Source organism: Caballeronia sp. LjRoot31, from assembly GCF_964253885.1.
Classification (GTDB): Bacteria; Pseudomonadota; Gammaproteobacteria; order Burkholderiales; family Burkholderiaceae; genus Caballeronia.
Map to the genome: position 1 here is coordinate 355,657 of NZ_CAXURX020000002.1, position 26,896 is coordinate 382,552.

A 26,896-nucleotide genomic window follows, 5' to 3' on the forward strand; every position below is an offset into this window, starting at 1 on the left:
TGCTGGTTTAGATCACAGCTAATCGTGGGTTGAATTGATGGTTGTGTCCGCGTGCTATTGAGGCGTGAATCAGCGGGTCTTACTTGCGCGCGCCGGGCTCGCCGAACTGCTTGCGGCCGATATCCTCGTGTGCGCGTGTTGCATGCGCTGCTGCTTGCGCATGTGTTTCGCAAACGTGGGATGCAGAATCGAGCTCGCTAAATGCAGCGTCAAGCTTCATGCGCATGAATGCGCTGGTAGTAAAACGAGTAGCCGAGCTGTAGTACTTGAGTTGCAACTGCCTGACCATCTCGAAATACGCATCGGCCTCCGACTCGTCCAGCCGGAATCCGTCGTAGTTGACCATTAGCGAAACCTTGTGGCCGATGCGATCGCAGAATGCCGTGAGCACGCGCCGAACACTTTCGATATCGCCGTTCGAGCGGATCGCCATGCCTTCGAAATTCGCGAACATCGCGTTGCGCCCGGCGTCGTAGCTGAGCCGGTCGCTCACCTGCAGATCGAGCAGCACGGTTGCCAGTCCCATGATCTGTGGCCAGAAAATTCGAGGGTCCATCAATCGCACGTCTCGCACAATGGGTGCGAAGTCCATGTGGGCGAGAATGTCGCGGTCGATATCGATGCCGGGTGCAGTCTCCGTCAACTCGAGTCCTTCAGGCACGCGACGAAAGACGCATCGTTCAGTCACGTACATCACTGACTGACCGCGTTGCGCAGCGAGCGATCCATTGAATGTAATCTGCTCGACAGCCTCGACGAGTTTCTTCTTCGACCCTTCCGAAATAATACGTAGGCGTCCATCCTCGACCACCACTTCCAGGCCGCCGGCTGTGAACGTTCCGGCGAATACCACGCGACGGGCGTTCTGGCTGATGTTGATAAACCCGCCGGCACCGGCTAGTCGCGGCCCGAAGCGGCTGACGTTGACGTTGCCGCATCGATCGATCTCCGCCATGCCGAGACACGCAAGGTCCAGCCCTCCACCATCGTAGAAGTCGAACTGCTGATTCTGATGAAGCAGGGCATCAATGTTGATGGCGGCGCCGAAGTTCAAGCCGCCCTGCGGGGTGCCACCGATCAGGCCGGGTTCGGCGGTCAACGTGAGATGGCTTAGCAGCCGCTCTTCCGCTGCCACGGCTGCAACGACTTCTGGAACGCCAATGCCGAGATTAATCACGCCACCGAGCGGCAGCTCGAACGCGCATCGGCGTGCGATCACTTTGCGCTCGTCGAGCACCGGGCTTTCCATCGTCCCCAACGGGACTTTCATTTCGCCGGAGAACGCAGGGTTGTACGCGGTGCCGTACGTCTGGGCGTGCGTGTCAGGGCGGGCGACAACAACGCGGCCAACAAAGATTCCCGGTACGACCACTGCGCGCGGATCGAGCGTGCCGCTCGCGGCGATCCGTTCCACCTGGACGATCACCAATCCGTTTGAATTATGGGCGGCCATGGCGGCCTCCATGGCATCGAGCACGAGCGCCTCGCGTTCCATCGTCACGTTGCCTTCGGGGTCGGCCGTGGTGCCCCGAATCAGGGTCACGTTAATTGGAAAAACCTTGTAGAAGAGCCAGGTCTTGCCGTCGATGTCGATTGTGCTCACCAGGTCTTCTGTCGTGCTGGCGTTGATCTTTCCGCCTCCGTGACGCGGATCGACAAAGGTGCCCAATCCAACCTGCGTCAGCGTGCCCGGCCTATGCGCCGCGATGTCCCGATACAGATGCGACATCGTCCCTAAAGGAAGGTTGTACGCCTCGATCAGGTTATCGGTCGCCATGCGGGCGAGCTTCGGCAACAGCGCCCAATGTCCGCCGATAGCACGTTTGACCAGCCCCGGCAGTGCCAGGCGATTGAGCCCCCGATCCCGGCCGTCACCGGGCGCGGCGGCGAACACAAGGGTCAGATTGCGTGGCTCAGCCGTGCCGGCGAATCGTCGCTCCAGCGCCATGATCAATTCGTCTGGTGTACCGATGCCGACAAAGCCGGAGCAGCAGACGCTGTCGCCGTCGCGAATCAGCGCGACCGCTTCGTCAGCGGTGACAATCTTGTCTTTCATGACGCAGCTCGAAGAAGAGGTGAATGTGCGGTCGCGGTTGGTTCCAAGCAGAAGGAAAGACGTTCTCCCGCTGGAAACCGGTGTCCCACCTGCAAACGGCTAACAGCTTGCTGAACGCTGAGCGGAATATTGTCGAGCCGTCAGGTCGTTCGCTTACACAGCAGCAGGCGCAACAAACAGACCTGTCTTCGGTGGGCAAAGCGATCTGATCCGGTAGCGCGGCCGTGTTGAACAATCTATCGTCGTGCTCAGGCGAAGTCAGTCGCCCCGGTGTCCTTGTACGTCACAATACGTCCCGCAAATACGATTCAACTGCGCACAGTTCTGCCGAGCGTAGCCCGACCACTTCATCCCCATCATCACCAATGGTAGGGCAAATTTCTTAACGCGCACGGTGCGCTAAAAGCCTCCAATTAAATGATTAGGGGGAAGTTGTTTCAGACATCGACTTGCGTCATTGCAGCACCATTGCATGTCGGGGCAGACTGATAGTGAAGACACACCCTGTGTCCGGGATGTCGCGCACGCTGAGAACCCCGTCGCTTGCCTCCACGCTGCGGCGGGCTATCGAAAGTCCCAATCCGAGCCCTGTTCTGTCAACGCCGTTTTGCTTGAATGGCTGGAACATGCTTTCCACATCGGTTGCCGACAATCCCCCGCAGTGGTCCTTTACATCGACCAGGATTCGGCCCGCCACAGCGTACGCGTCAAGACTGACCTCGGTGTGAAGGTGAGTGAACTTGAACGCGTTCTGCAGCAAATTCCCCAGCGCCGAGAATAGGAGATCCCGGTTCGCGCAAACGGCAAGATCTGCATCGACGTGAGACACCGTGAACACACACCCGTGAGCGCGGGCCGCGAGGTCCGCCGCCTGTTTGATCTCGCCAATGAAATCAGCCAGTGAGAACATTTGCGCTGGTGTCGGGCCTTCGGCTGTCAGCCGAACCTCAGCCAGAGAATGATCTATCAGGTCCCGCAGCCCGGTCAGGCTGCGCTCAAGCACTGATCCCGTCGCGCCTGAAAGGCTAAGATTGCCGGCTTTGGCTGCGGTGAAAGCGAGCGTTGCAGTCTGGAGGAAATTGCGCAGTTCATGGGCCAAAAATCCCAGGCGTTCATTCATCTCTTCGACGTGTTTGTCTGTCGAAGCTGAGTCACGCTGATAACTGAATTCCGTCACCGCATCGGCAATCGCATTGTCCAGGCAGCGGTTGAGCGTTCGAAATTCGTCGATTTGAAACGGCGCATCACGCTCATAGGCCAAGTCTGTAATCGCCTGACACAAATCGCCGTAGTCGTGGACGACCTGATCGACGGAAAACCCGAGCTCCAGGAGTTGTCGTCCATGCTGCGCGGCTGACATGCCAATCGCCGAAAACGACGGCTCGCCACCCGACGGGCCGGAAATCTTGCGACTGTCCATGGGCTCGACCGTTTGTTCGATGCGCAGTGTCTGAATAAGCTGATCCAGAAAAAGCGGCACGCCGTTCTGCAACTGCTGCACAGTTGCCCCTCGGGCGGGCCGGTGCGCGACTTTTACGCGGCACCGTTCAATGAGGTCGTCGCGGTTGTTTGAAAGAAAATCGTGCATCATGATGCAATCCCTCGTTTTGTCGGCTGTACTTGCCTGAGCGCCTGCGGTCGCCACAGGACATTCGCTCAGGCGCCGTGAACTTCGCTCAAGATGGCGAGTAGTTCAATTTGCCCCCCAGGCATACCCCCGCATGTCATGTGCGCATGCCCAACCGTAGGGCTAGTGCGCCAGTCGCGAACGACGCTGTATGGCCGTCAAATGGCCAACGGTCAAATGACGACGGTTAGCACGTACCATTTCGGCGGTTGGCATCAGCCTGAAACATTCGAACGGACTGTAGGGTTGCCGGACAATGCGCTCGCCGTTATCGTTCACGCGTGGCTGCACATGCAGCTGTCCTGTCAAGAAATCAAACGGTATGGTTCCCGCGGTCCCGCACCTGCGACCGGTCCGCAATAGCAGATGATCACTGGTTATGCGCGGCAGTCAGGGGTTGTGCACTTTGAGATGCACTAGGCAAGGTAAATGGCGCTTGGTCAGCGGATTCATACGAAAAAGGTCTTCCATTATTTTCGGCCAGCCACGAGGCACCCGGTACTCAAGCATGTTCAACGTTTCGATGCCTGACGACCAACTGTGTAGGCGGGCGGTTATTTCATCTCCGTCGATGCCCCATGGCATGGGCGGCAAACGATAGTACGGCGTTTGCATGACGCCCCACATGGTTAACTGAGAGAACCACCGTGGGATCACGTCGAATGCAATTTCGGCGCCGGGAAAACGCTTGACTATCTGGGCAAACAGGCGTCTCACCGCTTCAGGCTCAAGATACATAAAGAGGCCTTGAACGACGATGAATACATCGGGGGTCCGTTCAATCTCGTCCATCCAGCCTGGCTCGAACACACTCGCGGCCACGTGACGAAAGCGCCTGGACGAAGGAAGGAATTGCTTGCGCAGTTCGATCGCAACCGGCAGATCGACCGTGAGCCAACGCATCCGACCATTGTCTACGCGGTGGACCTGCGTTTCCAGGCCTTCACCCAAGGACACGATCAAGCCGTCTGGATGGCGCTCGAGCCAGCGCCTCAAAAGCTCGTCGATTTCTGCAGCTCGCGCGGCGAACGAACCGACGGGGTCTCCAAAATGGCGCGTGAAGTCATAGTCGATTGCATCGCATATGCGAACGCTGTCAGGGTCGACTAGAACACCGTCGGAACGACGTGCTTCGCATGCCCGATCGTAGAGCGTCCAGAGCATCGTTTCCGACACGCCGTCCAATTTGGACGTAACCTTCGCCACGCCGTCACCGTTGCGATTGCGCACACGCCGATTCTCTCCACGAAGCGGCGGCGCCAGCGCGGCGGCTGTCAATTCGCACCCAGACGTTCGGCATTCGCGGTCGCGCGGCCGTGAATGGGCGCCAGACTTTCCTGCACAATGCGGGCCGTCGAGTTGGCCAACAGCAGAGGGCGCGTGGGATATTCCGTCGCAATCTTCAGAAGCGCCGCCTGGCGCTCATGCCATTGCGCGGCTGTATGACTCGAACTCAACGCAAGAATAGCGGCTGAAGCTGCGGACATTTGCCTGCCGGTCTCCATGGCCAGTTCCAGGCTCAGATTTAAAAAACCCGATCTCAGGGCTTCGATCGATTCAGACGCCGCTTCAACTTTCTCGCGACTCATCAGGCTGAACTCGTATCGGTCGCGCTCGTTTGGCATCGGCCCGGCCAATGCCATGCGTGCCGTGCGATGTCCAACGACCTTGTTTGTCGCGTTGAACATTTCGCCGGCTTCCATCAAAACGCGCCACCAGTTCATCGAAAGTTCGCCCAAAGACGGGAGCAAGACTGATGTATTCATATTGTCCTCGGAGTAAGTGAGCGTGCCGATTGACCGCGTAGGGACAATGGCAATGCAGATGCGGTGCCGTTCGGTGCTGGCCGTCTGGTCAGCGCTGAAGTCAAGAAAATTGGTCTACTGGACCGCTCAGTGCACTAACGTCTATGTCGCGTCGGCCGACGACAACATTCACGCACGTTGACGTTACCGCCAAGTGAATCGACGGCCACGCGGAGACCCAGAGGTGGCGATGGCAGAAGGTGAGCGCGCTAGATGCAAACTAATCCGTTTGCTTACAACGAGGCCACCTGTCAGAAGCGTGACGTAAAAAACAAAGGTGACTAGGTTCATGTTTACACCGCTCGGAAGACTCCGGCCGCCGTTGGGGGCAGTGGAGATCGACTATTCCTGCACGACCGTTTCGGGGCGTCTCGAACTCGCAGATTCAAGACGAACGCAATAGACAGTGCACGCAATCAGAGTACGCGTCGGTACGGTGCCGTACCACGCCTCGAACGGGTTCGTGAGGTTGGCGGAGTGACGTGACAGCTGACACGAGCGAACGCCGCCCGCACCAGCCAGCGAGCGGTCAGCCACACGTTCATCACACGGCGCGCTCTGCCACCGAACCATGCGATCAATCTGGTTGGTTATCCGAGTACCGACCACCGTACAGACGCGCCCAGTTGCAAGTGGGACTGTGCTATTTAAGTCGGCGAGCCTCAGCGATTCTTGAGACCGGTGAATGCGACCCAGGGCGATAGGCCTATATCGTGAGTAATGGCGAATAACCGGTGGGCGAAATCTGATAAGCGGACGTGTCTGTCGCGGTTGACTTGCTTGTGCGAATGTCGACTTATTCGATACTCCGAAAACGCGCGCACCTCAGTGCGTTTTCGGAACTCGGTGCAGGGCCGTAGGACCATCAAACATCGCTTAGGTGCGCGCGTTGTGTGCTGATGCTGCATGTACGGCATCGGTGCATGGGAGGCATGACGTATGCAGAACACTCGCCCGCGATTGCCGGGCCGCAATCACTCGCGCTTCACGACTGGATCACAGCATGAATCCACTGATGCTCTTCCTTTTCGCGGCCCTTCTTCTTGCAGTCGTTGATTTTGGCGTCCAAGTCCGTCTGTATCGAATGCGTCAAGACGACTCACTGTCGCGAGGCTAACGATTTTTATGTCTCTGCTCGAATTTCTCTCCAACGGCTTGCTAAGCTATTCATGGTGGCAGATTCTCCTGGCCGTGCTCCTCTCGACCCATGTCACTATCGTTTGCATGACGGTCTATCTCCACCGCTGCCAGGCGCACCGTTCGCTTGAACTGCATCTCGCCGTGAGCCATACATTCCGTTTCTGGCTCTGGATGACAACAGGGATTGAGACCGGCCCATGGACTGCGGTTCATCGAAAGCATCACGCCCGATGCGAAACTGATGAGGATCCCCATAGCCCGCAGACCCGCGGAATCTGGAAGGTGATTTTCGAAGGGTCGGAGCTATACACCGCGGAAGCCAGGAACGAAGAAACGTTGCGCAAATTCAGTCACGGCACACCGATCGACTGGATGGAGCGGAACGTCTATGCGAGGTACCCGAATCTTGGAATAAGCCTACTGATTGGTGATTGATGTCGCGCTATTCGGTATTGTCGGCGTATCGGTCTGGGCCGTTCAGATGATATGGATTCCGTTCTGGGCAGGTGGAGTCGTGAACGGCTGCGCGCACTTTTGGGGCTACCGCAATTTCGGGCCTGCCGATAAAAGTACGAACCTGTTTCCGCTGGGAATATTGATTGGCGGCGAAGAGCTTCACAACAATCACCACGCATATGCGACTTCGGCAAAACTATCTAACAAGTGGTACGAGTTTGACATCGGCTGGATGTACATTTGCATATTTTCGAGCCTGCGATTAGCCAAGGTCAAGAGAGTGGCGCCCACGCCGCATTTGATCAAGGCCAAGTCGATACTCGATAACGATACGCTGGAAGCGGTGCTTTCCAATCGCTATGAGGTCATGGCGAGCTATGCCAGGCTGGTCAGCAGGGCCTGTCGCCATGAATTGGCGAAGGGCGAGCGTCTGCGTCCACATGAGAAGCGTCTTGCGCGCCGCGAAAGGAGGCGGCTTTTCCGGGAACAATTGAGCCGGAACGACCCGCGGCAATTAGCGTTGCCGCAAATATGCGCCGGCAGCCCGAAGCTGCGGCTTTGCCTCGAATTTCGCAGCGATCTGTCGTCTATCTGGGAACGGTCGAATGCATCGCCCGAGCAATTGCTCTTTCAATTGCAGGACTGGTGCAGTCGTGCGGAGCAGAGTGGTGTGAAAGCGCTAGAAGAATTTTCTATACGCCTTCGTCAGTACGCTTGAGGCGCAGCGGTTGCTTATCGTTTCAACGGTCAGCGCCGCGGCGGGAATTTTGTCGCCGCGCGGGCGGCGGCTTCCGTTGCATTCGACGTCGTGAATGACGTTGGGACCAAGTCATCTGAGGACGTGGGTGAAAGATCTTTTTATGGCCCTGGGAATATGGTCGATCATGTCGAATGAGTTTGACGCTAGCACAGAAAAATGTATCTCCCCCGCCTGACTGACGCGCATCGGGCCATGGCGATTGCTAGCAATGTCGCTGCGCTGGAGCTAGCGGCAACATACAGCGGAAACAGCCGCAGGGATGACGCAGGTGTGACGGTTTTCCCGTTGCGAGGCCCGACAAACAAGCATCGCCTTACAAAACGCGTTCGCCTTCGATATCATGGCTGTCCAGCCACGACCGCTGGGCAAGCATCGAATTCGTATGCAAGCAGATACATAGTGTTTTCTGCCGTCTGGTTCCCTGTTATTTTTCTTCCCCGAGTCGCCGCGGTCACCGTACAGATGCGCGGATCACACTTGTGCGAAGGTATAGGCTCGCATTACACATCGGCGAGCTATGGATGTTTCGGACCGTCGGCAGCCTCGACGAACGGCGAATACCGGCAATCCACTGGCTCTGGCCACTTGTGTCCCGGCGTCGACGCATCCGTGCGTTCCCGTCAATGCCTCACAAAGCGGAGGTCAACATGTCCACGCTTACCGCTCAGCCGCAATCGCCGGCTGGGCCGGCCTTTATTGATACGACAGGCGCATTGGATGATATGGCTCCGCGCTTCGCGGGCTCCGCTGCTTCGCCTTCCTTCAATGGTGTCAATCTGCTCGAGGTCCGAGCAGAGCGAAATCGAAACGACGAACTTCTCGCGATGGTCGCGCACGAGCTTCGCGGTCCTCTGAATGCACTGAAGCTTTCCACCGAGATGATTCGCAGAGTTTCGTCCGGCCGTCGAGAGATTGAACGATCGGTCGAGGCCATCGACAGGCAAATCGCACATTTGACCCAACTCGCGGATGACTTGTTGGATGCGACGCGCGTCGCCCATGGCGTGCTTCATTTGCATAAAGTCAGGACGGACTTCGATACCGTTCTCACGGATAGCCTTGAGGGAGTTGGGCTTGCTGCAGAGAAACGTGGTCAAACGTTCAGCATCGAAACACCCGTTGAAAAAATCTGGACTAACAGCGATCCCATACGACTTGCGCAGGCCATCAGCAACATGCTGGTTAACGCCGTGAAGTACACTTCAATCTCGGGTTCGATTAAGCTGACCGTACGAGCAGAACGCAACGATCTGGTGGTTTCAGTGAAGGACAACGGGCAGGGCATATCGAGTTCTCTCCTGCCACATGTCTTCGACCTCTTTGCGCAATCGCGCAGGACGATTGCGTCTAGCGCTGACGGTCTGGGTATCGGGCTTGCGATCGTGAAGGCGATTGCGGAACTACACGGCGGGACGATTTCAGCTAGCAGTGCGGGCCCAGGCGCTGGCAGCGAATTTGTCCTCCGACTCCCGATCATTGTTGCGCGAGAGAATGTTTCAAGCAGTCAATGACGGGTATGTGAATCGCTCGTTCGACGGTGGAGCGCCTTCACTCTATCGTTCACAGGCTGCTAAAGAGCCTGTCGCTCTCGCGTTTTACCACCTTGTAGCATTCACAAACTTGCGCCTCCAGTGCATGGCGGTCTACCACCTCGATCAGTCCCCGGCTGTAGCGGATCGCTCCGTCTTCCTGTAGTTTTCTTGCGGTCTCTGTAACCCCGGCCCGGCGAACGCCGAGCATGTTCGCAATCAGTTCCTGGGTCATCCGGACATCATTCGATTCGAGGCGATCCAGGCTCAGTAACAGCCAGCGGCAGAACTGCTGCGCAATCGAATGGTGGCGGTTGCAAACCGCTGTCTGCGCCATCTGTGTAATAAGCGCCTGGGTATAGCGGAGGAAAAGACGTTGTATTGCGCCACCTCGCGCGAACTCCTGCTTCACGATCTCGCCGCTTAAGCGCAGTGCCTGCCCCGCGCTCTGCACAATGGCTCGATTCGGCATGGTCTCGCCGCCCATGAAGAGCGCGACCCCCAGAAGCCCATCTCGACCTACGACGGCAATCTCCGCAGAGGCACCGTTCTCCATCACGTACAACATCGAAATGATGGCGGTAGTTGGCAGGTAGACGTGGCTCAGATGGTCGCCTGACTCATAAACCACTTGACCGAGTTGCATGGAGACGGGTGACAGATGCGGCGCGATACGCTCTCGCTCGTCCGATGGCAGGGCGGCCAGCAGATAATTCAGGTGTGAAAGAGAATCGTCTGTGTCATTCACCAGATCGTGATCGAGTAATGCTCCGCTCCGGTTGACTCGTGCAATGAGCCGCTGCTGCTGGCTTATGTGCTCTTCACGGTTCTTCTCCGGGACCAAGCTCAATACCGCCGAGCGCAGCGTATCGTGACCCAGGGCATCCAGGATTTTAATTTTAGTCAGCGTTCCGAGGTCGCTTTTGCCATTTCGCCACGCGGAAATTTGCGAGCGTGTCAGAGCGAGGCTGTCCGCCAATTGCGCGTCACTGTTGAAACGACCTCTGCGTTTCAGCTCCTCGAACAACTCGTACCAATCGAACTGCATCGTGTGATAGCCAAAAAGATGTCAAATTTATTTGACACGACCTGGCGACCATGAAATACTGTCTTCTGACCCGGTGCGTCAAACGCATTCGACACTTATAGCACACGCACGACCTTGTCGTGATGCCGGGTTCACACCTTTCGCATTCATGCCGCTCTCGTGCACACACGGGATTGCTGCATGAACGCTCCAACTTCGTACATTCGTCTGCCTTCCGCCCTCTCCGACGCCCCGTTGGTCGTTCTCCCGCCTTCACTCGATGATGATGAATTCGCCGCCCATCAGGTTGAATTCATCCAGCGCGTGTTTGGTTATTGCGAGTTCCTACGTGCTCATTCCCGCGAAACGCCAGTCTCCGATGCGTTTCTGGCAGCCTTCGTCAATCTGTTTGAAGCCATGAACACAAACGCGCCCGAGGACGCGCGTCGGTGCGCTAAGCAACTGCAGGAGATTTTGCGTGTTGTGTTTCCTGGACTTGACCCGGGCGCGCGGTCGCCCATTGAGTTGCCCTAACAGCCAGACGTCGGGTCCGCAAGTACAGAAGGCATCCTGTGATAGCCAGGTGTGGTGTTGACGTGCGCTTTACATGGGCTGTGAACCCGGTTCTCGGTGTGTCCTTGCCTAGCGCATGGGCGCCGCCGTGAGTGCCTTTGAAAGCCATCTCGATCTCCGCGCTGATTGTAGCGAGGTCTTGGCGTAAGCAACTCGACGGTATGATGCACACGGTCGCTACGGTGGGGCCGGGCTGGGTGGCGTTCTTGGGTTGGTGGTGCTCGTTCTCTTGTTGCTGTGGATTTTCGATGGCTTGGGCGGTGCGGGCAGGATTTAGACTGATCAGCAGCCCTGAGGGTATAATTCGCTGCAGTGACAGATGGGACATGCCGGGCGTCTTCTTGGCGAACTGGAGGGCGGGAAATAGTCGGTTTTAAGGGACTTTCGCAGGCCTACCGTCTGCCTCAATCAAGCGATACAGAAGCCCGCGGCTGGCATTGCCACCTCCAAAGGTGGATCCTCAGTGAGATCATGGCGGACAAGCTATTGTGAACAAACCTCCCATGACTCGCTTCACAGAGAAAAACCTTGGCATTGCCAATAAAGGGTTTCCTGTTGTTTGCGTAGGCGGGTCGGCGGGCGGCCTGGATGCCTATATCCGGCTACTTCAGTGCCTACCGGCCGACATGGGAGTTGCGATCGTCATTGTTAATCACCTGAGGCGCGTGGCTACCCAGCTCCATGAGATTCTCCCGCGCTATACCGAAATGCCGGTGGATCTGATCACGGAAGGTTTGGTCCTGCAGCCAAATCACGTATTCATCATCCCGGCGCAGCGAGATCTGCACGTCCTCAATGGCGAGTTCCGCCTCAAACCGATTTCAAAGCCGAGGGGATGGCCGGACGTCATCACCGTATTTCTACATTCCATGACGCAGCATTGGGACGGTCAGCTTATCGCCGTGATCGTCTCTGGTTATGACGGCGACGGGGCGGCGGCGCTGTGCGGCATACAGGAAGCGGGCGGCATTACTATCGCGCAGAAGCTTGAGACGGCTAAGGAGCCAGATATGCCCGAAAGCGCGATAGCGACCGGGTGCGTCGATTTCGTTCTTTCGCCCGAAGATATCGCACAGGAGATCGTGCGAATTGCGCACGAAGATATCTTGCCGCGTAAAGCGGCACCTGAGCCGTACAGTCCTTGATGCACAGGCACCCGAATGGATTGCCAATTCACTTCGCTGTTCCCCATTGGTCTTCGGCTTTGAGACCGCGAGTGGACTGATGGACGTCTTCAATCAGTTATCGGGGGAAGGTTCGGCGTCGATTTCTCGTTAGTGTATGTAAGACAGATTATGATCGACCTGGGCTTCGCGGATCGACTAAAGGCTCGAAGAGGTCAAACGGCAAACTCGAATTCTCAAGCGCTCACACCGGCTACGCTCTCATGGATTGCCGCGGCGTTGCGGCATTCCCCGAGGGTCGAAGGTTTCAACACAGATAGGTGGCCGAACGAGCGGCTGAGGGACGCGCTCGAGTGGAACCGTTTAGAAGTTTGGTACTCACGCATACACGTATGGAAAATTGCGACGGACCTTGGGCTTTCGCATTTGATCAGCAAGTCAAGGAAATGAGCGACGCAGATAAAATACCGATGTGATTCGGTTAGCGCAGCGGCTCTCGCCCAACTGATGTTGGTAGTGCCGATTTGCAGTTCCATGGGACGTTGTTGCATAAAAGCGGGGATGGACTGAGGTGACGTTTACAAGCAACGGTCGAGGTGCTTGCGCTGTTAACCCCTGTCGGAATTGCGTAGATTCTCGATATTTGGCGGCAAGATGCGCAAGGACGAACGCAAGAGTCGCGAGCCCAAAGGGGTGGACGTTGGAGATGTTGTCATCCGCAGTGGCGATGTCGCGGTCCGCATTCTCCAAGCGGTTCAAGTCGCTCGTTGGCTTTGCGCCGCTCGACTACCTATTGCGGTGGCGAATGAGGATCGCACGCGATCTTTTGCGGCATGGATCCATGGTGCGGCCGTCGCCAGTCAAGCTGGATACTCATCGGAGAGCGCCTTCCGACATGCGTTCAAGCTCCTTTATGGCCATGGGCCGAAACGCTATTGGAAAGAATCGGGCGACTCGTAAGCTGGATTACAACTGAAGGCCGTGTCCAGTCGAACTCTGCAGTACGCGCTGAATTTAAAGATGACTCTCAACGACCGCCTTGGTGAAACACATCTGTCTCTTCTGTGTCCACTCTGGCAGCTCATGTTCCCATCTGGTCCGCCCATGACCGCCCGTCTATGGCCTTGCCGGTCCTCTCCATCTGCCGAGCGAGCAGCAATTGCGACATTCTTGTAAGCAGGCCGCTGAACAGCGAACGTCCAGAGATGGGACGATAAATTCAGATCTTGGTCGCCATTGTTGCGCACGTCGTCGTGGATCGCGGCTGCGAGAGCCGATAATATGAACCAATCTTATCGCGTCACCTTCGCCGGACTCTGAATCAAACATGCCACGCCCAAGACAGTTGATTAGCCCAGCGGCGCGAACTCACCTACTTTGCTATTTAGTGGCAAGTGCACTTGCATCACATGCTTTGACGAAAACGTTGCGCGTCGACCACGTCGTCGAATCGGCACGCATCTGGTTGGCTAGGAATCGGATGTCGGCGGGTTGGCTTGACCGATTAGTGCTCGGACAAATGGCGTTAAAGTTGTCTCGTGAGCACCTCGCAGCTTCGCATGCGGTACGTCAGTCGGACGCGCTTACCATGTTCACAAATGAGCTAACGCTGGACTATCGAAGCCCACTGGTCGGGCACCTTTGGCAAAGGTGCAGCGATGCGCTATCCGCCAACTCCGACCGGACCGGCGCATAGCGGCCATCAAGAGGCGTTCGCGCCGCGCAACGCAATGACCGAAGTTCGGGACATGGCCGACATTCGTACACCGTCCGATTTTTCTTACTCGGACATCCATCAATTTCGCCGCGTGGACGTGCTTGTTGGCAGGCGGTGATACCGCATGGAGCGGGTCGACGAGCGGTTGCTTGGCTATCCCGAGCGACGTTCTCTCGGGTACCGCCGCTTTCCAGACAGGCGATCACGCGCGTCCTGGTACACGGATCAGCGAGGGCTGGAGAGGAATTTGCTCAAATTGCGTATTAGTACGCTCTCGGTAGGAGGAGCAATGTAAACGCTGGTACGAGTAATACGGCCTCGACGCTTGAGCGAGCCAATTCGCCTAATGGTTGACGCCTTGTTCGAAGAAAGCGCAGCATCGCTGGAATCCGACGATTGCACCGTTTCGCCAGTGCGCGCGACAGTGCGTTACCACGATGGTCGTCCAGTTACTGGCTTAGGATCGGAAAACTTCAGCATTGTAAGTGCGGAAGACTTCTCCGACTTGGCGGGTTTATTTTGCGTTACGGCATTTGCCGCTTTACCTCAAGCCGGAGTTTACGAAATCGCGATGCACGGTGCGAGTTGGAGCGGCTACGAAACCAAGAGCCATTGTTGTCTTGTCCACGTCACACGGGTCGCTCGGCTAAGTCATGCAATCGAGTTGGGACGGGCGCGATGCTGCATGTCTTAGCGCACCGTGCCGGATTAAACAGGTCCAAACCTCAATGGTAATAAATTCTGTTTTCAGCGTCGAGGAACCTTAATGAATTGCGCCTCTCCTGTAATCGCCGCTGACATTGCGGTCATTACTAGTTCTCTAATGAAATACGCTGTCAATGTCGACACCCGTATATCTGGTGCCGCACTTTATGAGAGCGTTAACGAGCTAATGGATTTGGCGGATCGACTGCAGGACACAAGTCCAATCGATCGGGAAAGGTTGGTACTCGCTCGTTCATTATTGGAGCGTTCTCTAACGGAGGCAGCATTGGAAATGCTGGACAGCATTTTTCGAAACTATGTTAATTGGCCGCCGCAAACCCGGCGTCCCCAAATGCATTTGTCCCTTGTCCCAAGATAGTTAGCCTGCGATCAAGCCACCGGCATCGAATATCGGGGCAGGCTGACTGTGAAGACGCATCCGACACCCGGGACGTCCGAAACGCTCAACGTTCCACCGTACGACTCGACGCCCTTTCGCGCGATCGACAAACCAAGGCCAAGTCCGCTCTTGTCGGCGGAGTGCTGCGTGAACGGTCGAAACATATGTTCAACACTACCGACCGGCAGGCCGCCGCAATGATCTTTCACATCGATCAAAACACGGTCGGCCAGGGCGTACACGTTCAAAGTCACTTCGGTATGCGCGCGTGTGAATTTAAAAGCGTTTTGCAGCAAGTTTCCAACTGCGGCATATAAAAGGTCGCGATCGCCAGCCACCGCGAGATGTGGGTCCACGAAGGAAACCGTGAGCGTGCAACCTCTTACGCTAGCTGCCAGATCCGCTGCGTGTTTGACCTCAGCGATGAAATCGGCCAGCGAAAACAGTAGCGACGACTCACTCTTTTCGGTCGATCCCCTGACGTCATCCAAGGATCGATCAATCAGCGTGCGCAACCCCATCAAGCCGCGCTGCAGTACAGAACCAGTGGCACCAGACAAGTTCAAATTTCCGGCTTTAGCCGCTTCAAACGCGAGCGTTGCAACTGAGAGAGCATTGCGCAATTCATGTGCGAAAAAACCCGCTTGTTCGTGGGCATCGCGCACCCGCCGCTCATCGGCGACATGGTCTCGCTGATAGCTGAATTCAGTGACCGCATCTGCAATCGCGTTATCAAGGCAACGGTTCAGAGTCCTGAACTCGTCAATCTGAAACGGAGCGTCGCGCTCGTCAGCGAGATCTGTAATCGCCTGGCAGAGATCGCCGTAATCGTGGACCACTTGGTCGACCGTAAATCCGAGCCGAAGAAGTTCATGGCCGTGTTGAGCCGCCGATGTCCCTATTTCCGACATTGCGACGGTACCGTTGGCAGGGCCGGAGACCTCGCGGCTCTCGAGCGGGGCTCCCGTCTGCTCGATGCGAAGCGTCTTTATAAGCTGGTCCAAGAACAGCGGCACACCATTCTCAAGCTGCTCCGCAGAGGCCGCTCGGGCTGGCCTGCTGGCAACCTTTAAGCGACACCTGTGGATAAGCTCGGCGCGATTGTTCGACAGGAAATCGTGCATCATCGGAACCTCCTTACGCTCTCGGATTGGCCGATTAGTGGCGAAAATACTCGCCCGTTAGCCCGACAACTGGTGGTGGCATCGCACGAAGCGCGTCAGCTTGGTGAGCTTACGGCAAGAAGACGGATGCTCAGTATGGGCCTTTTACCTTACTAAACGCGCCCAACAACAAAACGTCAGGCGCGATCGGACGCTAGCAGTCGGACCATGAGACGTTTGGCGCGTTCATGCTGAGATGAAAACTGATCTGTTTCTTCGATGACCGTGTTAATTCTACCGGTCCAGTACTGCAGATCCATTCCGTGAATACGTTCGATGCGGCCTTTGCCGCGGCCGGTTTCGCGAATCATTACCGACAAATGATCCAGAATCCCATCCGCATGTCGAGCGGACATCGATCTCGAACCAGGCAAGGTTGACCTCATAGTTGGCGAATTTCCCATGCGAACCCTCGTTGGTAAGTAGATCCTTCAGAGAGCACTTAGCGGACCCGCGTACGTGGTAAACCCGCTCCGGGCAGAAACGCGGACATGCTAGGCGATTAGGAATGGGAAGAATTCACACGTCTCGTAAGTTGAGCCGCCCCTTTTGTCGGGCATGCTCGGTGCTAAATGGCGATGAAATTGGGAGATAAAACATGCCGCTACGTCGCGACACGCGAGTTCATGCGTGGACAAATCGACAAATCCACCTTCGGGAGGAGCAAATGCGGGTGTTGGTTGTCGACGACAACCCGGTCGCAGCGGAGGCCCTTGCGATGGCTTTATCGCTCGAAGATATGATTTGTCGAACTGCATTTGATGGGTCCGAGGCTATCGCTATCGGTTTTGCGTGGGCGCCGCACGTCATCATCATGGATATATCCATGCCGGACTGCACCGGCTTCGAAGCAGCGCTTGCGCTACGCCTCGATCCGCGCACCGGAGGAGCGTCTATATTCGCATTCACGGCGCTGGATGAGACTGAGGTTCGCCGCCAGGTCGTTGATAGCGAATTCGACGGCTATTGCCAGAAAGGACAATCGCCCGCGACGTTGATTGCGCTGCTCATGAGGATGAAGCACTGACGGGCCGTCAGTCGACTCAAACGTCGGGCGCTATCGGGAACGCACCCGGCCGCTGTTTTTCGATCGCGTGGGAGATAAAAGCAATATTGCTGCGTCGCCAACTTCCACTTCAGAATCTGGCTTCAGGTGATCTACCCGCGATGTCCACCAAGCTGGTGTACGGAGATAACAGAAATAAAAGAACGACCCGATAGCCGCGGAATCAGGCTGTCGGACGTTGCCCTAGATGCTTCGGTAGCTGGTCTGCCAAATGAATCCATGGCAACCTTCGCGCGGTGCGCACATGGTCCGTAGGCGGAACGGATTCCGGAACGTCGAGGCTGCAAGTGGTCACGTCGATCTCGTCTGGCAATTCGGAGTGGACGAATGTCAGGTGCGTGCCGCAATCAGGGCAGAAACTTCGAGTACCCCAAGCGCTCGATGCAAAGCTTTTGGGCGAGCCTCGCGTGAGCTGAAATTCCCGCCTCTTCACGGAGAAGCACGCCACGAGCGGTGCTGCAGCCGCTTTTCGACAGTCGATGCAGTGACAGATAGTTGAGTTAAATGGTCGGCCAGTAACTTCATAGCGAATATTTCCGCAGAAACAACCGCCCGTGAGCACTTGCGCTGGCATCACCTTCTCCTATGAAGCGAACTAGAATTGAGATTATGCGTCATAGCACAGTTGGCTACAGGATGGCCATTCAACCGTGGAGAGCGGTCGTCGAACGCATCGCCGCCTGATCGGCCGAAACGGATCGTCAAGAGCCTCTCACTTTCTCGGACCGATCCTTCTTTGCCAGCATCGGCGGTTATCCACTTCGTTGCGGCTTTATTTGCATCCGCGGCCTTTCCCGGCTGTCCAATCAGTTCTGTTTTACGTGCGGCCCGCGTTCCTGTTCGGCGAGTTGTCGACTGAGGCTTAGTACCGCCCCAGCCTCGGCTAGCCGCACCTAGAAGACGCCTGCGACGACGGCCGAATTCGGGGAGTCCAATCAATTCCGTACTTTCGTGCCTAACTAACTGCGCGCTAGTCTAAGTAATTCCGTTTGCCGACAATATGAAGGTGAACCGAATTAGTTAGACTGTGCGCCACTACAAATCAAGGACTTAACATTGAATTCGATCACGCGCCAGATGACGCGGAACCGAATTCATTGGACTTGCCGGATTTGTAACGCGAATTCGTTAGATTCGCCGAAGGCTGAGATTGGCCCGGGTTGCGCCGGTTGCGCCGGTTGCGAAAGACTGTGCGGCCATCGTCGGCCATTTGTGAACGGCGGTCGAAATCCGCCACTAAACGGCGGCGTGTGTTTTTCCGGGAACGATTTTTGAGCAACGCTTGAGCAAAAGGTCTCGTAGCGGGGTCAAGGGCAAGCGCGGCTTGGCGCAGCGAATCCTTGACGCCGCGAAGGGACAGAAAACTGGTATTGGGTGCGACCGAGGTCGCACCCATAAAAGCGCATTCTCGCCGCCGTTTAATGGCGGTTTTGCACCGCCGCCAACACCATTCGCGGTTCATGTCTACGTCGCTGACAATCGAGCCGGACGCAGGCTCTTCAGATTAGTCGCCGACCCCGATTCCCAAGCCGGGCGGGCGCTTTTGTGCGAGCATTGTGAATCGATACCCCGTTTTGACCTGATGGGCACACCGAAGGACATGCTACCAAGCGTGACGTTACGGTTAGAAGCCGCTCAACTACTTTCGGAAGGGAAATCCCCTGTCCAGGTCGCCGCTGCGCTCGGCATTTCCATCCCAACCGCGCGGCGCTACCGAGCGCTTCTGGCCGAAGGTGGCTTGGACGCGCTGGAGCGCATGTCAGTAGGAGGGAAGAAGCCTTCCCTTAGCCTAGAGGCCCGGGAATGGATAGCAACAGCGCTACGCGGCTCAGCCTCGGCGCACGGATACAAGACAGACCAGTGGACGGACGGGCGCCTTCGTTCCTTGATCGCAAGGGATCTCGGGATCAGCTTTTCCCGTGTGTACGTCAGGCAGCTCATCATCGACCTCGGGTTCGCCGACTGCCTCAAACCCAAAAGCGACTCGCACGTCGGGTCGAGCCCACAAGTGTCGACGGCAACATTAATGTCTTGGGTAGCCGCCGCGTTACGCCATTCCCCAAAAGCACAAGGAATCGAAGCTGATAGCTGGACCAACGAGCGGCTTCGCGCGGCGATCGAACGCCGCTTTGGCATTCGATATTCTCGCGGCCATGTCTGGAAAATCGCGACGGATCTCGAACTATCGCATTTGATACGCAAAGCGCGTCGTTAAAGGAGAGAGCCTTTAAGCATTGCCGGCTGACGCTGCAAACACATGCGTGCGCGGCGGCGACCGGCCAAGGGCAAGCGCCGGCTAGGCGCATGTCGGGGGATGCGACTGATAAATTCAGTTCTCAGTCGTCATTGTTGCGCACGTTGTCGTGGATCGTGAGCGCGAGTGCAGATAACATGCGTCTACCCTATCGCGACACCTTCGCCGGAGTCTGAATCAACAAACATGTCACGCCAACAACAGTCGATTAGCCCAGCGGCGCGAACCCACCTACTTGCTATTTGGTAACGAGTGCGCTCGCCTCGCATGCTTTGACGAAAACATGGCGCGTTGACCATGTCGTCGAATCGGCACGCATCTGGTTGGTTAGGAATCGGATGTCGGCGAGTTGGCTTGACCGTCTGATGCTTGTACAAATGGCGCTAAAGTTGTCCCGCGAGCACTTGACTGGCGTGCATGCAGTACGTCAATCGGATGTGCTTACGCTGTTCACGAATGAGCTGACGCTGAACTATCAAAATCCACTGGTCGGGCACATCTGGAAAAGGTGCAGCGATGCGCTGGAGGCCAACGCTTCCCGGACCGGCGCACAGCGGCCAGAAAGAGACGATTGATCGTACGTTTCGTGCGACCGCTTGATGCGCGACTTGAGACATTGAAGCGGTACTCGAACGATTGCGTAACCCAGCAAATGGAGCGTCAATGATGACGTCAGCTTGCTGCCTCTGACTCACTATCGCCAGCTTGCCACGCTTGTTGCGAGCGGTCATCTGACAGCACCGCGACGCGCAACTGATCGAGGGTATAGGGCTTGCGCAAAGCCTTCCATTTGAAGCCGAATTTTTCGTCGACCTGCATGGCGTTTCCGGAAGCAAAGATAATCTCCAGTTCCGGCTGCATGGCGACCGCGAGTCGTGCCAGCTCGATGCCCGACATCCCAGGCATCGCGACGTCGGTCATCAGAATGTGAAAGACATCCGTTTCAAGCGCGTTAAGCGCGGCCTCCGCGTTTTCCGCTCGCTGTGGACTGATTCCGATCAACATAAGCAGTTCGCACGTCGCCTCCAGCGAAGCTGCATCGTCCTCGACAACGAGGAGACGCAAGGCTTCACGACGTTCCATCGGGGTTCCGTCGAGACCTGCCTGCGTGTCATCCGCTGCGGCGGCCTCCTCTCCGACCGGCCCGACCCCGAGCACCTGACGTACCTTGAGTGCAAGCTGCTGTCGACTGTATGGCTTGCTTAGTAGTTCCACACCTGGATCGAGTCGGCCGCCGTGGACGATTGCGTTCTGCGTATAGCCGGATGTGAAAAGTACCTTCAGCCCCGGTAAGGTCTGGACTGCGCGCCGAACCATTTCCGGGGTGCGAAGCGGGCCGGGCATGACGACATCCGTAAATAACAGATCGATATGTACGCCGCTCGCAACGACGGCCAGCGCCTGTTCAGCATCGTTAGCCTTGAGCACGGCGTAGCCAAGGCCGGTAAGCAGTTCAATTGCAGTCGCCTGGACCTTCGGGTCATCCTCCACAACGAGGATTGTCTCGTCGCCATGTTTCAGAAGACTCCCTGCAGTGCGTGCCTTAGCTTCGACCACCGTCCCGGTTGAACGTGGCAGATAGATCTTGACAGTCGTTCCGTGGCCGATCTCGCTGTAGAGCCGGATGTGGCCACCGCTCTGCCGGACGAATCCATAAGCCATGCTCAGACCGAGTCCTGTGCCCTGGCCTTCACCTTTTGTGGTAAAAAAAGGATCAAACGCGCGCTCCATGACCTGCCGGGTCATGCCGGAGCCGGTGTCCGTTACCGCCAGCATCACATATTGGCCGGCAGGGACTTCAGGCTCTGTCGCGACGTACCCGTCGTCGAGGTTGGCATTGGCAAGTTCCAGCGTGAGTTTGCCGCCATTGGGCATCGCGTCACGCGCATTGATCGCCAGATTCAGGATCACATTTTCGAGCTGATGTGGATCGACACTGGTGTTCCACAGGCCACCCGCAACCACCGTTTCAATCTCTACTGTTTCGCCGAGCGCACGACGCAGCAGATCGTCCAGTGCGCGCAGGTGCCGCGCTGGACTGATGACGACGGGAGCCAGGGGCTGCTGACGTCCAAACGCAAGCAGTTGGGACGCGAGCGTCGCGCCGCGGTCCACGGCGTCGAGGGCGTTCCCGAGACGCTCGCGGCTCCAGGAGTCCCGCCCGTGCCGGCTTTCCAGTAGGTCCAGATTGCCCCTCAACACCTGTAGCACGTTGTTGAAATCGTGGGCCACACCGCCGGTGAGGTTGCCGAGCGCTTCCATTTTCTGCGCCTGGAAGAGTGCCTTCTGCGTTTGCTCGAGCAGTTCATCTGAGCGCCGTCGCTCCGTAATATCACGCGTGACTTTCGCAAAGCCTGCGAGTTCACCATCTTCCCGGATGGCGTCAATCACCACGTGCGCCCAGAAACGGCTCCCGTCGTGTCTCACGCGCCAGCCCTCGGCCTCAAAGCGCCCCTCCTGCTTCGCAATCTCCAGCCCACGCAAGGGGACGCCGGCCGCCGCATCCTCAGGCGTGTAAAAGCGGGAAAAATGTGAGCCGACGATCTCGCTTTCGGTGTACCCCTTGATCCGCCGCGCGCCGGCGTTCCAGTTCGTGACGTACCCATCGGGCGACAGCATGAAGATGGCATAGTCCGTAACACCCTGGACCAGCAGGCGAAAACGCCGCTCACTTTCGAGTACTGCATCGTGAGCGGTCTTTTTGTCGCTAACGTCACAAATCACGACGCCGAAGCCAGCAAGGCGGCCGGCGGCATCAGGTAGCGCCGTTATCACGACGTTCGCCCAAAAATTCGTGCCGTCCCTGCGCACACGCCAGCCCTCTTCAACATACCGCCCATCCTCGGTTGCATCGCGCAACGCCGCTTCCGGGTTGCCAGCAGCACGGTCCGGTTCCGGGTAAAAAAGGGAGAACGACCGTCCTACTATTTCTTCGGACCGGTAGCCCTGGATGTCCTCGCCCCCTAGGTTCCACGTCAGGACGATGCCCTCGGGCGAGAGCGCAAAGATCGAGTAATCCCGGGTAGATTCAGCCCAAAGCCTGAGCCAGATCGAGGTGAAATCGTCAGTTTGCGGGATAAGGGATGTCATTTGGGCGAGGTTCCGATCGCCAGTCTCGCAGGCGCGTGGCAGAAGTTGGGGTGGGCTAACTTTAGCCCAACTCCGGCCGCAATTACCGGACCCGGCGGACGGGCCGACCAACAAGGTGAGGTGCCAGCTGGAATCGGCTACGATGAACGGATTCCGGGCCATCAGGCCGCCGTGACACTTCAGTTTTTGGGAAATCCATGCGACTGGCGCAGTTCATTTCTGTTGAAATGGAAGCGATTCTCGCCGAATGGGAAGCTTTTGCCGTTACGTTGCTGCCGGCGGCACAAGGCATGTCATCCCTGGAGTTGCGCGACCATGCGCAGCAGATACTGGAGGCGATCGCGAGAGATCTGTCCACACCGCAGACAAGGCAGGCGCAGATAGAGAAATCGCAGGGACGCCCGCCGCTGTCGAGCACTGCACCGGAGACCGCTGTCCAGACGCACGCAACGCTACGCGCCCGCAGTGGCTGCGATATCAACCAGCTGACTGCCGAATATAGCGCCTTGAGGGCCGCAGTGCTCAGGCTCTGGCTCAGCGGCGGCGGGACGCAAGCGCATGCACTCCACGACGTGATCCGCTTTAACGAAGCGATCGACCAGGCGCTCACCGAGTCGGTGGGCTTTTTCAGCACACACGCCGATCGGAGCCGCAACCTGCTGCTGGGCATGCTGGGGCACGACATGCGCAGCCCCCTGCAGACCATCCAGATGACCGCCGACCATCTTTCCAGACTCGGCGACGGCCGGGAAATCTCCGCCGCAGCGGCACGATTGATCAGAAGCGGCGCACGGATGCAGGCGCTTCTCGATGACATGCTGGACTTCAGCCGGACGAAGCTGGGCCTGGGCATCCGTGTCGCACCTGGTCCAGTCGATCTTGCGGCGCTGATCGCCGACGAACTGGACCAGTTGCGGGTCGCGCATGCAGGGCGGACGGTCGAACTCGAGGTCGCCGGCGATACCGGAGCTATATGCGACGGCCGGCGCATCCAGCAGATGCTTGGAAATCTTGTCGGAAATGCGTTCAAGTACGGGGAGCTGACTATCCCCGTTCGGGTGGTGGTGACCGGGAGCGAACAGGACTTGTCAATCCAGGTGGCAAACCGTGGACCGGTGATACCGCCGTCCGTACTGCAACGCATCTTCGAACCCCTCGAGCGGGGTCCGGGTGCAGAAACCCGGCCGGGCTCGCAGAATAGCCTTGGCCTAGGGCTCTACATTGCGCGGGAAATTGCCCAGGCCCATCGGGGAACCATTGAAGCGCGTTCTGACGAAACCGGCACGATCTTTACGGTTCGCCTGCCCCGCCACGCAGCCGTCCTGTCAGGCCTGGAGGGCAACGCCTAGCGATTTCGATTCTGATCGAGCCGTTCATCGCTCGCTGGATGGTTTCGTCGGAAGCGGTGTCGTGATGAACCATAGTGAGCGTGATGGTTTACGCCATCGGTTCAGCTCCCGCCTACGGATTTGCGAGGTGACCGGATGACCTCGATATCCGCCATTGTGGTTCGCATTGCTTCCGGGCGGCTTTGCCGGGCAGTCGGTGGGGTTCGCTGAATTCGTACTTCGACGGCCAAAAACGTGCTGGTGGTTCCGCGCGGTCTCCATCCTGTATCGGTCATAGCAGCAGGGTGTACAGTCAAGCAGGGAGCCGTGCGGTATGCATATTGCTCCGTCCTCTCATCTACGACAGGGTGCAGCCATGCATACGGACCCAAGCCAGTCGTCGACTGACGTCCTGGAAACGGTTCCGGACAGTTCAAGTCCCGCCTACGCGAGTTCAAATCCTCTTACACGTGTCTTTGACAGATTTGTCAGCGAGGTGACCCGATTCGCGGGCTCGCCAGTCGCGTTCGGCCTCGCAGTCATTACCGTGATTGTCTGGATAGTGACCGGTCCCATCTTTCATTACTCGGACGGATGGCAACTGGTTATCAATACCGGCACGACTATCGTCACATTCCTGATGGTCTTTCTCATCCAGCAAAGCCAGAACAAGGATAGTGTCGCGCTTCATCTCAAGCTGAACGAACTGATTGCGTCTCATCGTGCGGCGAGTAACGGAATGATCGGGATTGAAGACGCGAGCGAAGAGGAGTTGCGGCGCCGGGCTGCGGCGTACCTACGCATGAGCGGCGCGGCTGGCATTGGGCGACGACGACAGGACAGACACCAAAGAGGAAAGCCGGTCGGGTCAGGCTGAGAAGAGTTAGCTCGCGATCCAAAAAAGCACATCACCGACGTCAAGCCGGAAAGTGGCCGGCGATGATCGATGCCGCTTATGCCTTCACCGGGATTTGTGCTGCGTGCGATTTATTTTGCCGGCGGCCGACAGGGTCCCGGGCATAGTCCATGCGGCAGTGTTTGCGGCGCAGCCATGCACAGTAATCACGCGGTGCATATGCCAGAGTCGTTCTGAGAGCCGGACGCCCGCTCCCGGGTGTCATGCGTCCCGTTGATCGTATGACCGTCTGGCTGTTTGCCACGGTTGCGCACGCCTTCCCGTACTGGTCCGGATGAGGCCTGAGGTGGGCGTGTCGCGCCGGTCACCGGAGGAAACATGTTCATTCACAACAAACGTCTGCAATACACCGTTCGTGTCGCGGAACCGAACGCCGGCCTCGCCAATCTGCTGCTCGAGCAGTTTGGCGGTCCACAGGGCGAACTCGCCGCCGCATGCCGCTACTTCACCCAGGCCGTCGGCGAGGACGATCCCGGCCGCAAGGATATGTTATTCGACATCGCGACTGAAGAACTGAGCCACCTGGAAGTGGTGGGTTCGATCGTCGCGATGCTGAACAAGAGCGCAAAAGGACTTCTGGCCGAAGCGGCCGAAGCCGAAGCAGAGCTATACCGGTCAATGACGGGAGGCGGAAACGACTCACACATAACCGCGCTTCTCTACGGTGGCGGCCCGGCTTTGACCAATTCGGCGGGCGTTCCGTGGAGTGCGGCATATATCGACACCATTGGCGAACCGACCGCCGACCTGCGTTCGAACATTGCGGCGGAGGCGCGCGCCAAGATCGTTTACGAGCGGCTGATGAACGTGACGGACGATCCGGGTATCAAGGACGCCCTTGGCTTTCTGATGACACGTGAAATCGCGCATCAGAAGTCGTTCGAAAAAGCGCTGCATTCCATCCAGCCTAATTTCCCTCAGGGCAAACTGCCTGGCGTGCCGGAATATACGAACGTGTATTACAACATGTCGCAAGGAGAGGAGGCGCCCCGGGGCTCGTGGAACGAGGGGCCGGAATGGGAGTTCGTTAACTCGCCGCAGCCGGCGGTAGATGGCGGCGATGGTCTGGCGACGGTCAATGTCTCGAAAAAGGATGTGAAGGTGCTCCAGGCGATGGCCTCGCGTACCGCGTCGGATACGTCGTCCGACCCCACGACAGGCGCCGATCTCGGTTCGGGACAAACCGGGTGATTGCGCGAGCGCGGGGCGAGGCTTCCGCGCTCAAGGTTCCCGTGGCCGTCGGTGCACCGGACAAACGCCAGCGTGGAACGCTGTCCGACGCGGTGTGCAAGAAGAACAGGAGAAAACCATGCTCGGCGTCGTTATACCTGCCCACAATGAGGAAGCCCTGATCGGTGGGTGCCTGCGTTCAGTCATTCGCGCATCTCTCCATCCCGCGCTCGTCGGCGAAGAGGTGAGGATTTTTGTCGTGGTGGATAGCTGCTCGGACGGAACAGCGGCCATTGCGCGGGCGCTCGGCGCGCAGGTTCTTTCTGTCGAAAAGCGCAATGTCGGGGCGGCCCGCGCGACAGGGGCCGCCGCCGCGCTGTCGCAGCGTGCGAGGTGGCTATCGTTCACGGACGCTGATACGACGGTCGCGGATGACTGGCTGGTACAACAGCTTCGATGTGGAACGGATGCGGTTTGCGGTGTAATTGGCGTGGAAGACTGGACTGGCCACAGTAGCGCCGTCCGGGAGGATTTTGTTGCAACTTACCGGGACGCTGAAGGGCACCGGCACATTCACGGCGCAAACCTCGGTGTCGCTGCGACAGCCTACCGGCGGGTCAATGGATTTCAGTCGCGCATATTCAACGAAGACGTGGCGCTGGTTGAAGCGCTGATTGCTGCGGGGGCAACGATCGCATGGAGCGCGGCGCCCCGCGTTGTAACGAGCGCGAGGCTCGAGTGCCGCGCTCCTGGTGGCTTCGGCGCCGCGTTGTGCTCAGCCAGCCGCCGTCTCGAACGGGTGGCCATGTCAGAGACAGCAGATGAGGCGCTTGATGTCAGCGAGCCTGTTCTTGCCCGCATACAGGAAGACAGCAATATATGCTGGCCAGAACCGCCTGGTGTTGACTAACAGATCGCCGGGCTCGCTTTTCATCGCCCTGTGGGCCGACCGGCGAGTGGCCGAAGCGACCGGCAGTAGCAGGATGCCTG

Annotated in this window: 22 protein-coding genes; 12 read left to right on the forward strand and 10 right to left on the reverse strand. The window is 57.6% G+C overall.

Going from position 1 to position 26,896, the window contains the following annotated elements; all coding sequences use genetic code 11:
• Positions 1 to 79: 79 nt before the first annotated feature.
• From ACSQ8V_RS19935 to ACSQ8V_RS19950, 4 genes are all read right to left on the reverse strand, one after another.
• Positions 80 to 2,056: an acyl CoA:acetate/3-ketoacid CoA transferase gene (locus ACSQ8V_RS19935; protein WP_436206885.1), complete on the reverse strand. Its 1,977-nt coding sequence runs from the start codon at positions 2,054 to 2,056 to the stop codon at positions 80 to 82.
• A 454-nt stretch (positions 2,057 to 2,510) separates the two neighbouring features.
• Positions 2,511 to 3,647, reverse strand: coding sequence for a sensor histidine kinase (locus ACSQ8V_RS19940; RefSeq protein WP_436206886.1), 1,137 nt, complete (start codon positions 3,645 to 3,647; stop codon positions 2,511 to 2,513).
• A gap of 426 nt (positions 3,648 to 4,073) precedes the next feature.
• Positions 4,074 to 4,961: a class I SAM-dependent methyltransferase gene (locus tag ACSQ8V_RS19945; protein ID WP_436206887.1), complete on the reverse strand. Its 888-nt coding sequence runs from the start codon at positions 4,959 to 4,961 to the stop codon at positions 4,074 to 4,076.
• Complete coding sequence (locus ACSQ8V_RS19950) at positions 4,958 to 5,449, reverse strand: polyhydroxyalkanoate granule-associated phasin (protein WP_436206888.1); 492 nt, start codon at positions 5,447 to 5,449, stop codon at positions 4,958 to 4,960. Before ACSQ8V_RS19950 ends, ACSQ8V_RS19945 begins: the two co-directional genes overlap by 4 nt.
• 1,164 nt (positions 5,450 to 6,613) lie before the next feature.
• On the opposite strand from ACSQ8V_RS19950, the gene ACSQ8V_RS19955 reads away from it, so the two are divergent.
• From ACSQ8V_RS19955 to ACSQ8V_RS19965, 3 genes are all read left to right on the forward strand, one after another.
• Positions 6,614 to 7,063, forward strand: coding sequence for a fatty acid desaturase (locus tag ACSQ8V_RS19955; RefSeq protein ID WP_436206889.1), 450 nt, complete (start codon positions 6,614 to 6,616; stop codon positions 7,061 to 7,063).
• Between the two features lie 388 nt (positions 7,064 to 7,451).
• Positions 7,452 to 7,802, forward strand: coding sequence for a DesA/ISL3 alpha bundle tail domain-containing protein (locus ACSQ8V_RS19960; protein WP_436207968.1), 351 nt, complete (start codon positions 7,452 to 7,454; stop codon positions 7,800 to 7,802).
• 689 nt (positions 7,803 to 8,491) lie between these two features.
• Complete coding sequence (locus ACSQ8V_RS19965; protein ID WP_436206890.1) at positions 8,492 to 9,355, forward strand: sensor histidine kinase; 864 nt, start codon at positions 8,492 to 8,494, stop codon at positions 9,353 to 9,355.
• Positions 9,356 to 9,404: 49 nt separating this feature from the next.
• Here the strand turns inward: ACSQ8V_RS19965 and ACSQ8V_RS19970 are convergent, their stop codons facing one another.
• Positions 9,405 to 10,421, reverse strand: a complete 1,017-nt coding sequence (locus ACSQ8V_RS19970; RefSeq protein ID WP_436206891.1) for a Crp/Fnr family transcriptional regulator — start codon at positions 10,419 to 10,421, stop codon at positions 9,405 to 9,407.
• A 180-nt stretch (positions 10,422 to 10,601) separates the two neighbouring features.
• On the opposite strand from ACSQ8V_RS19970, the gene ACSQ8V_RS19975 reads away from it, so the two are divergent.
• From ACSQ8V_RS19975 to ACSQ8V_RS19985, 3 genes are all read left to right on the forward strand, one after another.
• Positions 10,602 to 10,934: a hypothetical protein gene (locus ACSQ8V_RS19975; protein WP_436206892.1), complete on the forward strand. Its 333-nt coding sequence runs from the start codon at positions 10,602 to 10,604 to the stop codon at positions 10,932 to 10,934.
• Positions 10,935 to 11,476: 542 nt separating this feature from the next.
• Entirely contained in the window at positions 11,477 to 12,118 is a 642-nt protein-coding gene (locus ACSQ8V_RS19980; RefSeq protein ID WP_436206893.1) for a chemotaxis protein CheB, read from the forward strand.
• A gap of 550 nt (positions 12,119 to 12,668) precedes the next feature.
• Positions 12,669 to 13,073: an AraC family transcriptional regulator gene (locus ACSQ8V_RS19985; RefSeq protein WP_436206894.1), complete on the forward strand. Its 405-nt coding sequence runs from the start codon at positions 12,669 to 12,671 to the stop codon at positions 13,071 to 13,073.
• Positions 13,074 to 14,909: 1,836 nt separating this feature from the next.
• Here ACSQ8V_RS19985 and ACSQ8V_RS19990 read toward each other — a convergent pair.
• Together ACSQ8V_RS19990 and ACSQ8V_RS19995 are read right to left on the reverse strand one after the other, a co-directional pair.
• Entirely contained in the window at positions 14,910 to 16,046 is a 1,137-nt protein-coding gene (locus ACSQ8V_RS19990) for a sensor histidine kinase (RefSeq protein ID WP_436206895.1), read from the reverse strand.
• A gap of 173 nt (positions 16,047 to 16,219) precedes the next feature.
• Positions 16,220 to 16,438 carry a hypothetical protein gene (locus tag ACSQ8V_RS19995; RefSeq protein WP_436206896.1) on the reverse strand — a complete coding sequence of 73 codons (219 nt, stop codon included), beginning with the start codon at positions 16,436 to 16,438 and terminating at the stop codon, positions 16,220 to 16,222.
• Between the two features lie 311 nt (positions 16,439 to 16,749).
• On the opposite strand from ACSQ8V_RS19995, the gene ACSQ8V_RS20000 reads away from it, so the two are divergent.
• Positions 16,750 to 17,109, forward strand: a complete 360-nt coding sequence (locus tag ACSQ8V_RS20000; RefSeq protein WP_436206897.1) for a response regulator — start codon at positions 16,750 to 16,752, stop codon at positions 17,107 to 17,109.
• Positions 17,110 to 17,311: 202 nt separating this feature from the next.
• Here the strand turns inward: ACSQ8V_RS20000 and ACSQ8V_RS20005 are convergent, their stop codons facing one another.
• Both ACSQ8V_RS20005 and ACSQ8V_RS20010 read right to left on the reverse strand, forming a co-directional pair.
• On the reverse strand, positions 17,312 to 17,722 hold the full coding sequence (locus ACSQ8V_RS20005; protein WP_436206898.1) for a GFA family protein: 411 nt from the start codon (positions 17,720 to 17,722) through the stop codon (positions 17,312 to 17,314).
• A gap of 492 nt (positions 17,723 to 18,214) precedes the next feature.
• A complete protein-coding gene (locus tag ACSQ8V_RS20010; protein WP_436206899.1) occupies positions 18,215 to 18,610 on the reverse strand; it encodes a hypothetical protein in 396 nt (131 codons plus the stop codon).
• A gap of 120 nt (positions 18,611 to 18,730) precedes the next feature.
• Between ACSQ8V_RS20010 and ACSQ8V_RS20015 the strand changes: the two genes are divergently transcribed.
• A complete protein-coding gene (locus tag ACSQ8V_RS20015) occupies positions 18,731 to 19,363 on the forward strand; it encodes a helix-turn-helix domain-containing protein (protein WP_436206900.1) in 633 nt (210 codons plus the stop codon).
• A 711-nt stretch (positions 19,364 to 20,074) separates the two neighbouring features.
• On the opposite strand, the gene ACSQ8V_RS20020 is transcribed toward ACSQ8V_RS20015, so the two are convergent.
• Complete coding sequence (locus ACSQ8V_RS20020; RefSeq protein ID WP_436206901.1) at positions 20,075 to 22,492, reverse strand: PAS domain S-box protein; 2,418 nt, start codon at positions 22,490 to 22,492, stop codon at positions 20,075 to 20,077.
• Between the two features lie 197 nt (positions 22,493 to 22,689).
• On the opposite strand from ACSQ8V_RS20020, the gene ACSQ8V_RS20025 reads away from it, so the two are divergent.
• The 4 genes from ACSQ8V_RS20025 to ACSQ8V_RS20040 all read left to right on the forward strand — a co-directional run bounded on the left by ACSQ8V_RS20025 (position 22,690) and on the right by ACSQ8V_RS20040 (position 26,816).
• On the forward strand, positions 22,690 to 23,841 hold the full coding sequence (locus ACSQ8V_RS20025; protein WP_436206902.1) for an ATP-binding protein: 1,152 nt from the start codon (positions 22,690 to 22,692) through the stop codon (positions 23,839 to 23,841).
• Between the two features lie 355 nt (positions 23,842 to 24,196).
• Positions 24,197 to 24,697, forward strand: coding sequence for a low affinity iron permease family protein (locus tag ACSQ8V_RS20030; RefSeq protein WP_436206903.1), 501 nt, complete (start codon positions 24,197 to 24,199; stop codon positions 24,695 to 24,697).
• 357 nt (positions 24,698 to 25,054) lie between these two features.
• Positions 25,055 to 25,927: a manganese catalase family protein gene (locus ACSQ8V_RS20035; protein WP_436206904.1), complete on the forward strand. Its 873-nt coding sequence runs from the start codon at positions 25,055 to 25,057 to the stop codon at positions 25,925 to 25,927.
• A gap of 118 nt (positions 25,928 to 26,045) precedes the next feature.
• Positions 26,046 to 26,816 (forward strand): glycosyltransferase, encoded by a 771-nt coding sequence (locus ACSQ8V_RS20040; protein ID WP_436206905.1) that lies wholly within the window; start codon positions 26,046 to 26,048, stop codon positions 26,814 to 26,816.
• The last annotated feature ends 80 nt before the right edge of the window (positions 26,817 to 26,896 follow it).

Excerpts from the sequence above, each read along its gene's own strand:
- ACSQ8V_RS19935 (WP_436206885.1), bottom strand. The coding sequence starts at position 2,056 with ATGAAAGACAAGATTGTCACCGCTGACGAAGCGGTCGCGCTGATTCGC.
- ACSQ8V_RS19940 (WP_436206886.1), bottom strand. The coding sequence starts at position 3,647 with ATGATGCACGATTTTCTTTCAAACAACCGCGACGACCTCATTGAACGG.
- ACSQ8V_RS19950 (WP_436206888.1), bottom strand. The coding sequence starts at position 5,449 with ATGAATACATCAGTCTTGCTCCCGTCTTTGGGCGAACTTTCGATGAAC.
- ACSQ8V_RS19955 (WP_436206889.1), top strand. The coding sequence starts at position 6,614 with ATGTCTCTGCTCGAATTTCTCTCCAACGGCTTGCTAAGCTATTCATGG.
- ACSQ8V_RS19960 (WP_436207968.1), top strand. The coding sequence starts at position 7,452 with ATGGCGAGCTATGCCAGGCTGGTCAGCAGGGCCTGTCGCCATGAATTG.
- ACSQ8V_RS19965 (WP_436206890.1), top strand. The coding sequence starts at position 8,492 with ATGTCCACGCTTACCGCTCAGCCGCAATCGCCGGCTGGGCCGGCCTTT.
- ACSQ8V_RS19970 (WP_436206891.1), bottom strand. The coding sequence starts at position 10,421 with ATGCAGTTCGATTGGTACGAGTTGTTCGAGGAGCTGAAACGCAGAGGT.
- ACSQ8V_RS19975 (WP_436206892.1), top strand. The coding sequence starts at position 10,602 with ATGAACGCTCCAACTTCGTACATTCGTCTGCCTTCCGCCCTCTCCGAC.
- ACSQ8V_RS19980 (WP_436206893.1), top strand. The coding sequence starts at position 11,477 with ATGACTCGCTTCACAGAGAAAAACCTTGGCATTGCCAATAAAGGGTTT.
- ACSQ8V_RS19990 (WP_436206895.1), bottom strand. The coding sequence starts at position 16,046 with ATGATGCACGATTTCCTGTCGAACAATCGCGCCGAGCTTATCCACAGG.
- ACSQ8V_RS19995 (WP_436206896.1), bottom strand. The coding sequence starts at position 16,438 with ATGTCCGCTCGACATGCGGATGGGATTCTGGATCATTTGTCGGTAATG.
- ACSQ8V_RS20000 (WP_436206897.1), top strand. The coding sequence starts at position 16,750 with ATGCGGGTGTTGGTTGTCGACGACAACCCGGTCGCAGCGGAGGCCCTT.
- ACSQ8V_RS20005 (WP_436206898.1), bottom strand. The coding sequence starts at position 17,722 with ATGCCAGCGCAAGTGCTCACGGGCGGTTGTTTCTGCGGAAATATTCGC.
- ACSQ8V_RS20010 (WP_436206899.1), bottom strand. The coding sequence starts at position 18,610 with ATGAACCGCGAATGGTGTTGGCGGCGGTGCAAAACCGCCATTAAACGG.
- ACSQ8V_RS20015 (WP_436206900.1), top strand. The coding sequence starts at position 18,731 with ATGGGCACACCGAAGGACATGCTACCAAGCGTGACGTTACGGTTAGAA.
- ACSQ8V_RS20020 (WP_436206901.1), bottom strand. The coding sequence starts at position 22,492 with ATGACATCCCTTATCCCGCAAACTGACGATTTCACCTCGATCTGGCTC.
- ACSQ8V_RS20025 (WP_436206902.1), top strand. The coding sequence starts at position 22,690 with ATGCGACTGGCGCAGTTCATTTCTGTTGAAATGGAAGCGATTCTCGCC.
- ACSQ8V_RS20030 (WP_436206903.1), top strand. The coding sequence starts at position 24,197 with ATGCATACGGACCCAAGCCAGTCGTCGACTGACGTCCTGGAAACGGTT.
- ACSQ8V_RS20035 (WP_436206904.1), top strand. The coding sequence starts at position 25,055 with ATGTTCATTCACAACAAACGTCTGCAATACACCGTTCGTGTCGCGGAA.
- ACSQ8V_RS20040 (WP_436206905.1), top strand. The coding sequence starts at position 26,046 with ATGCTCGGCGTCGTTATACCTGCCCACAATGAGGAAGCCCTGATCGGT.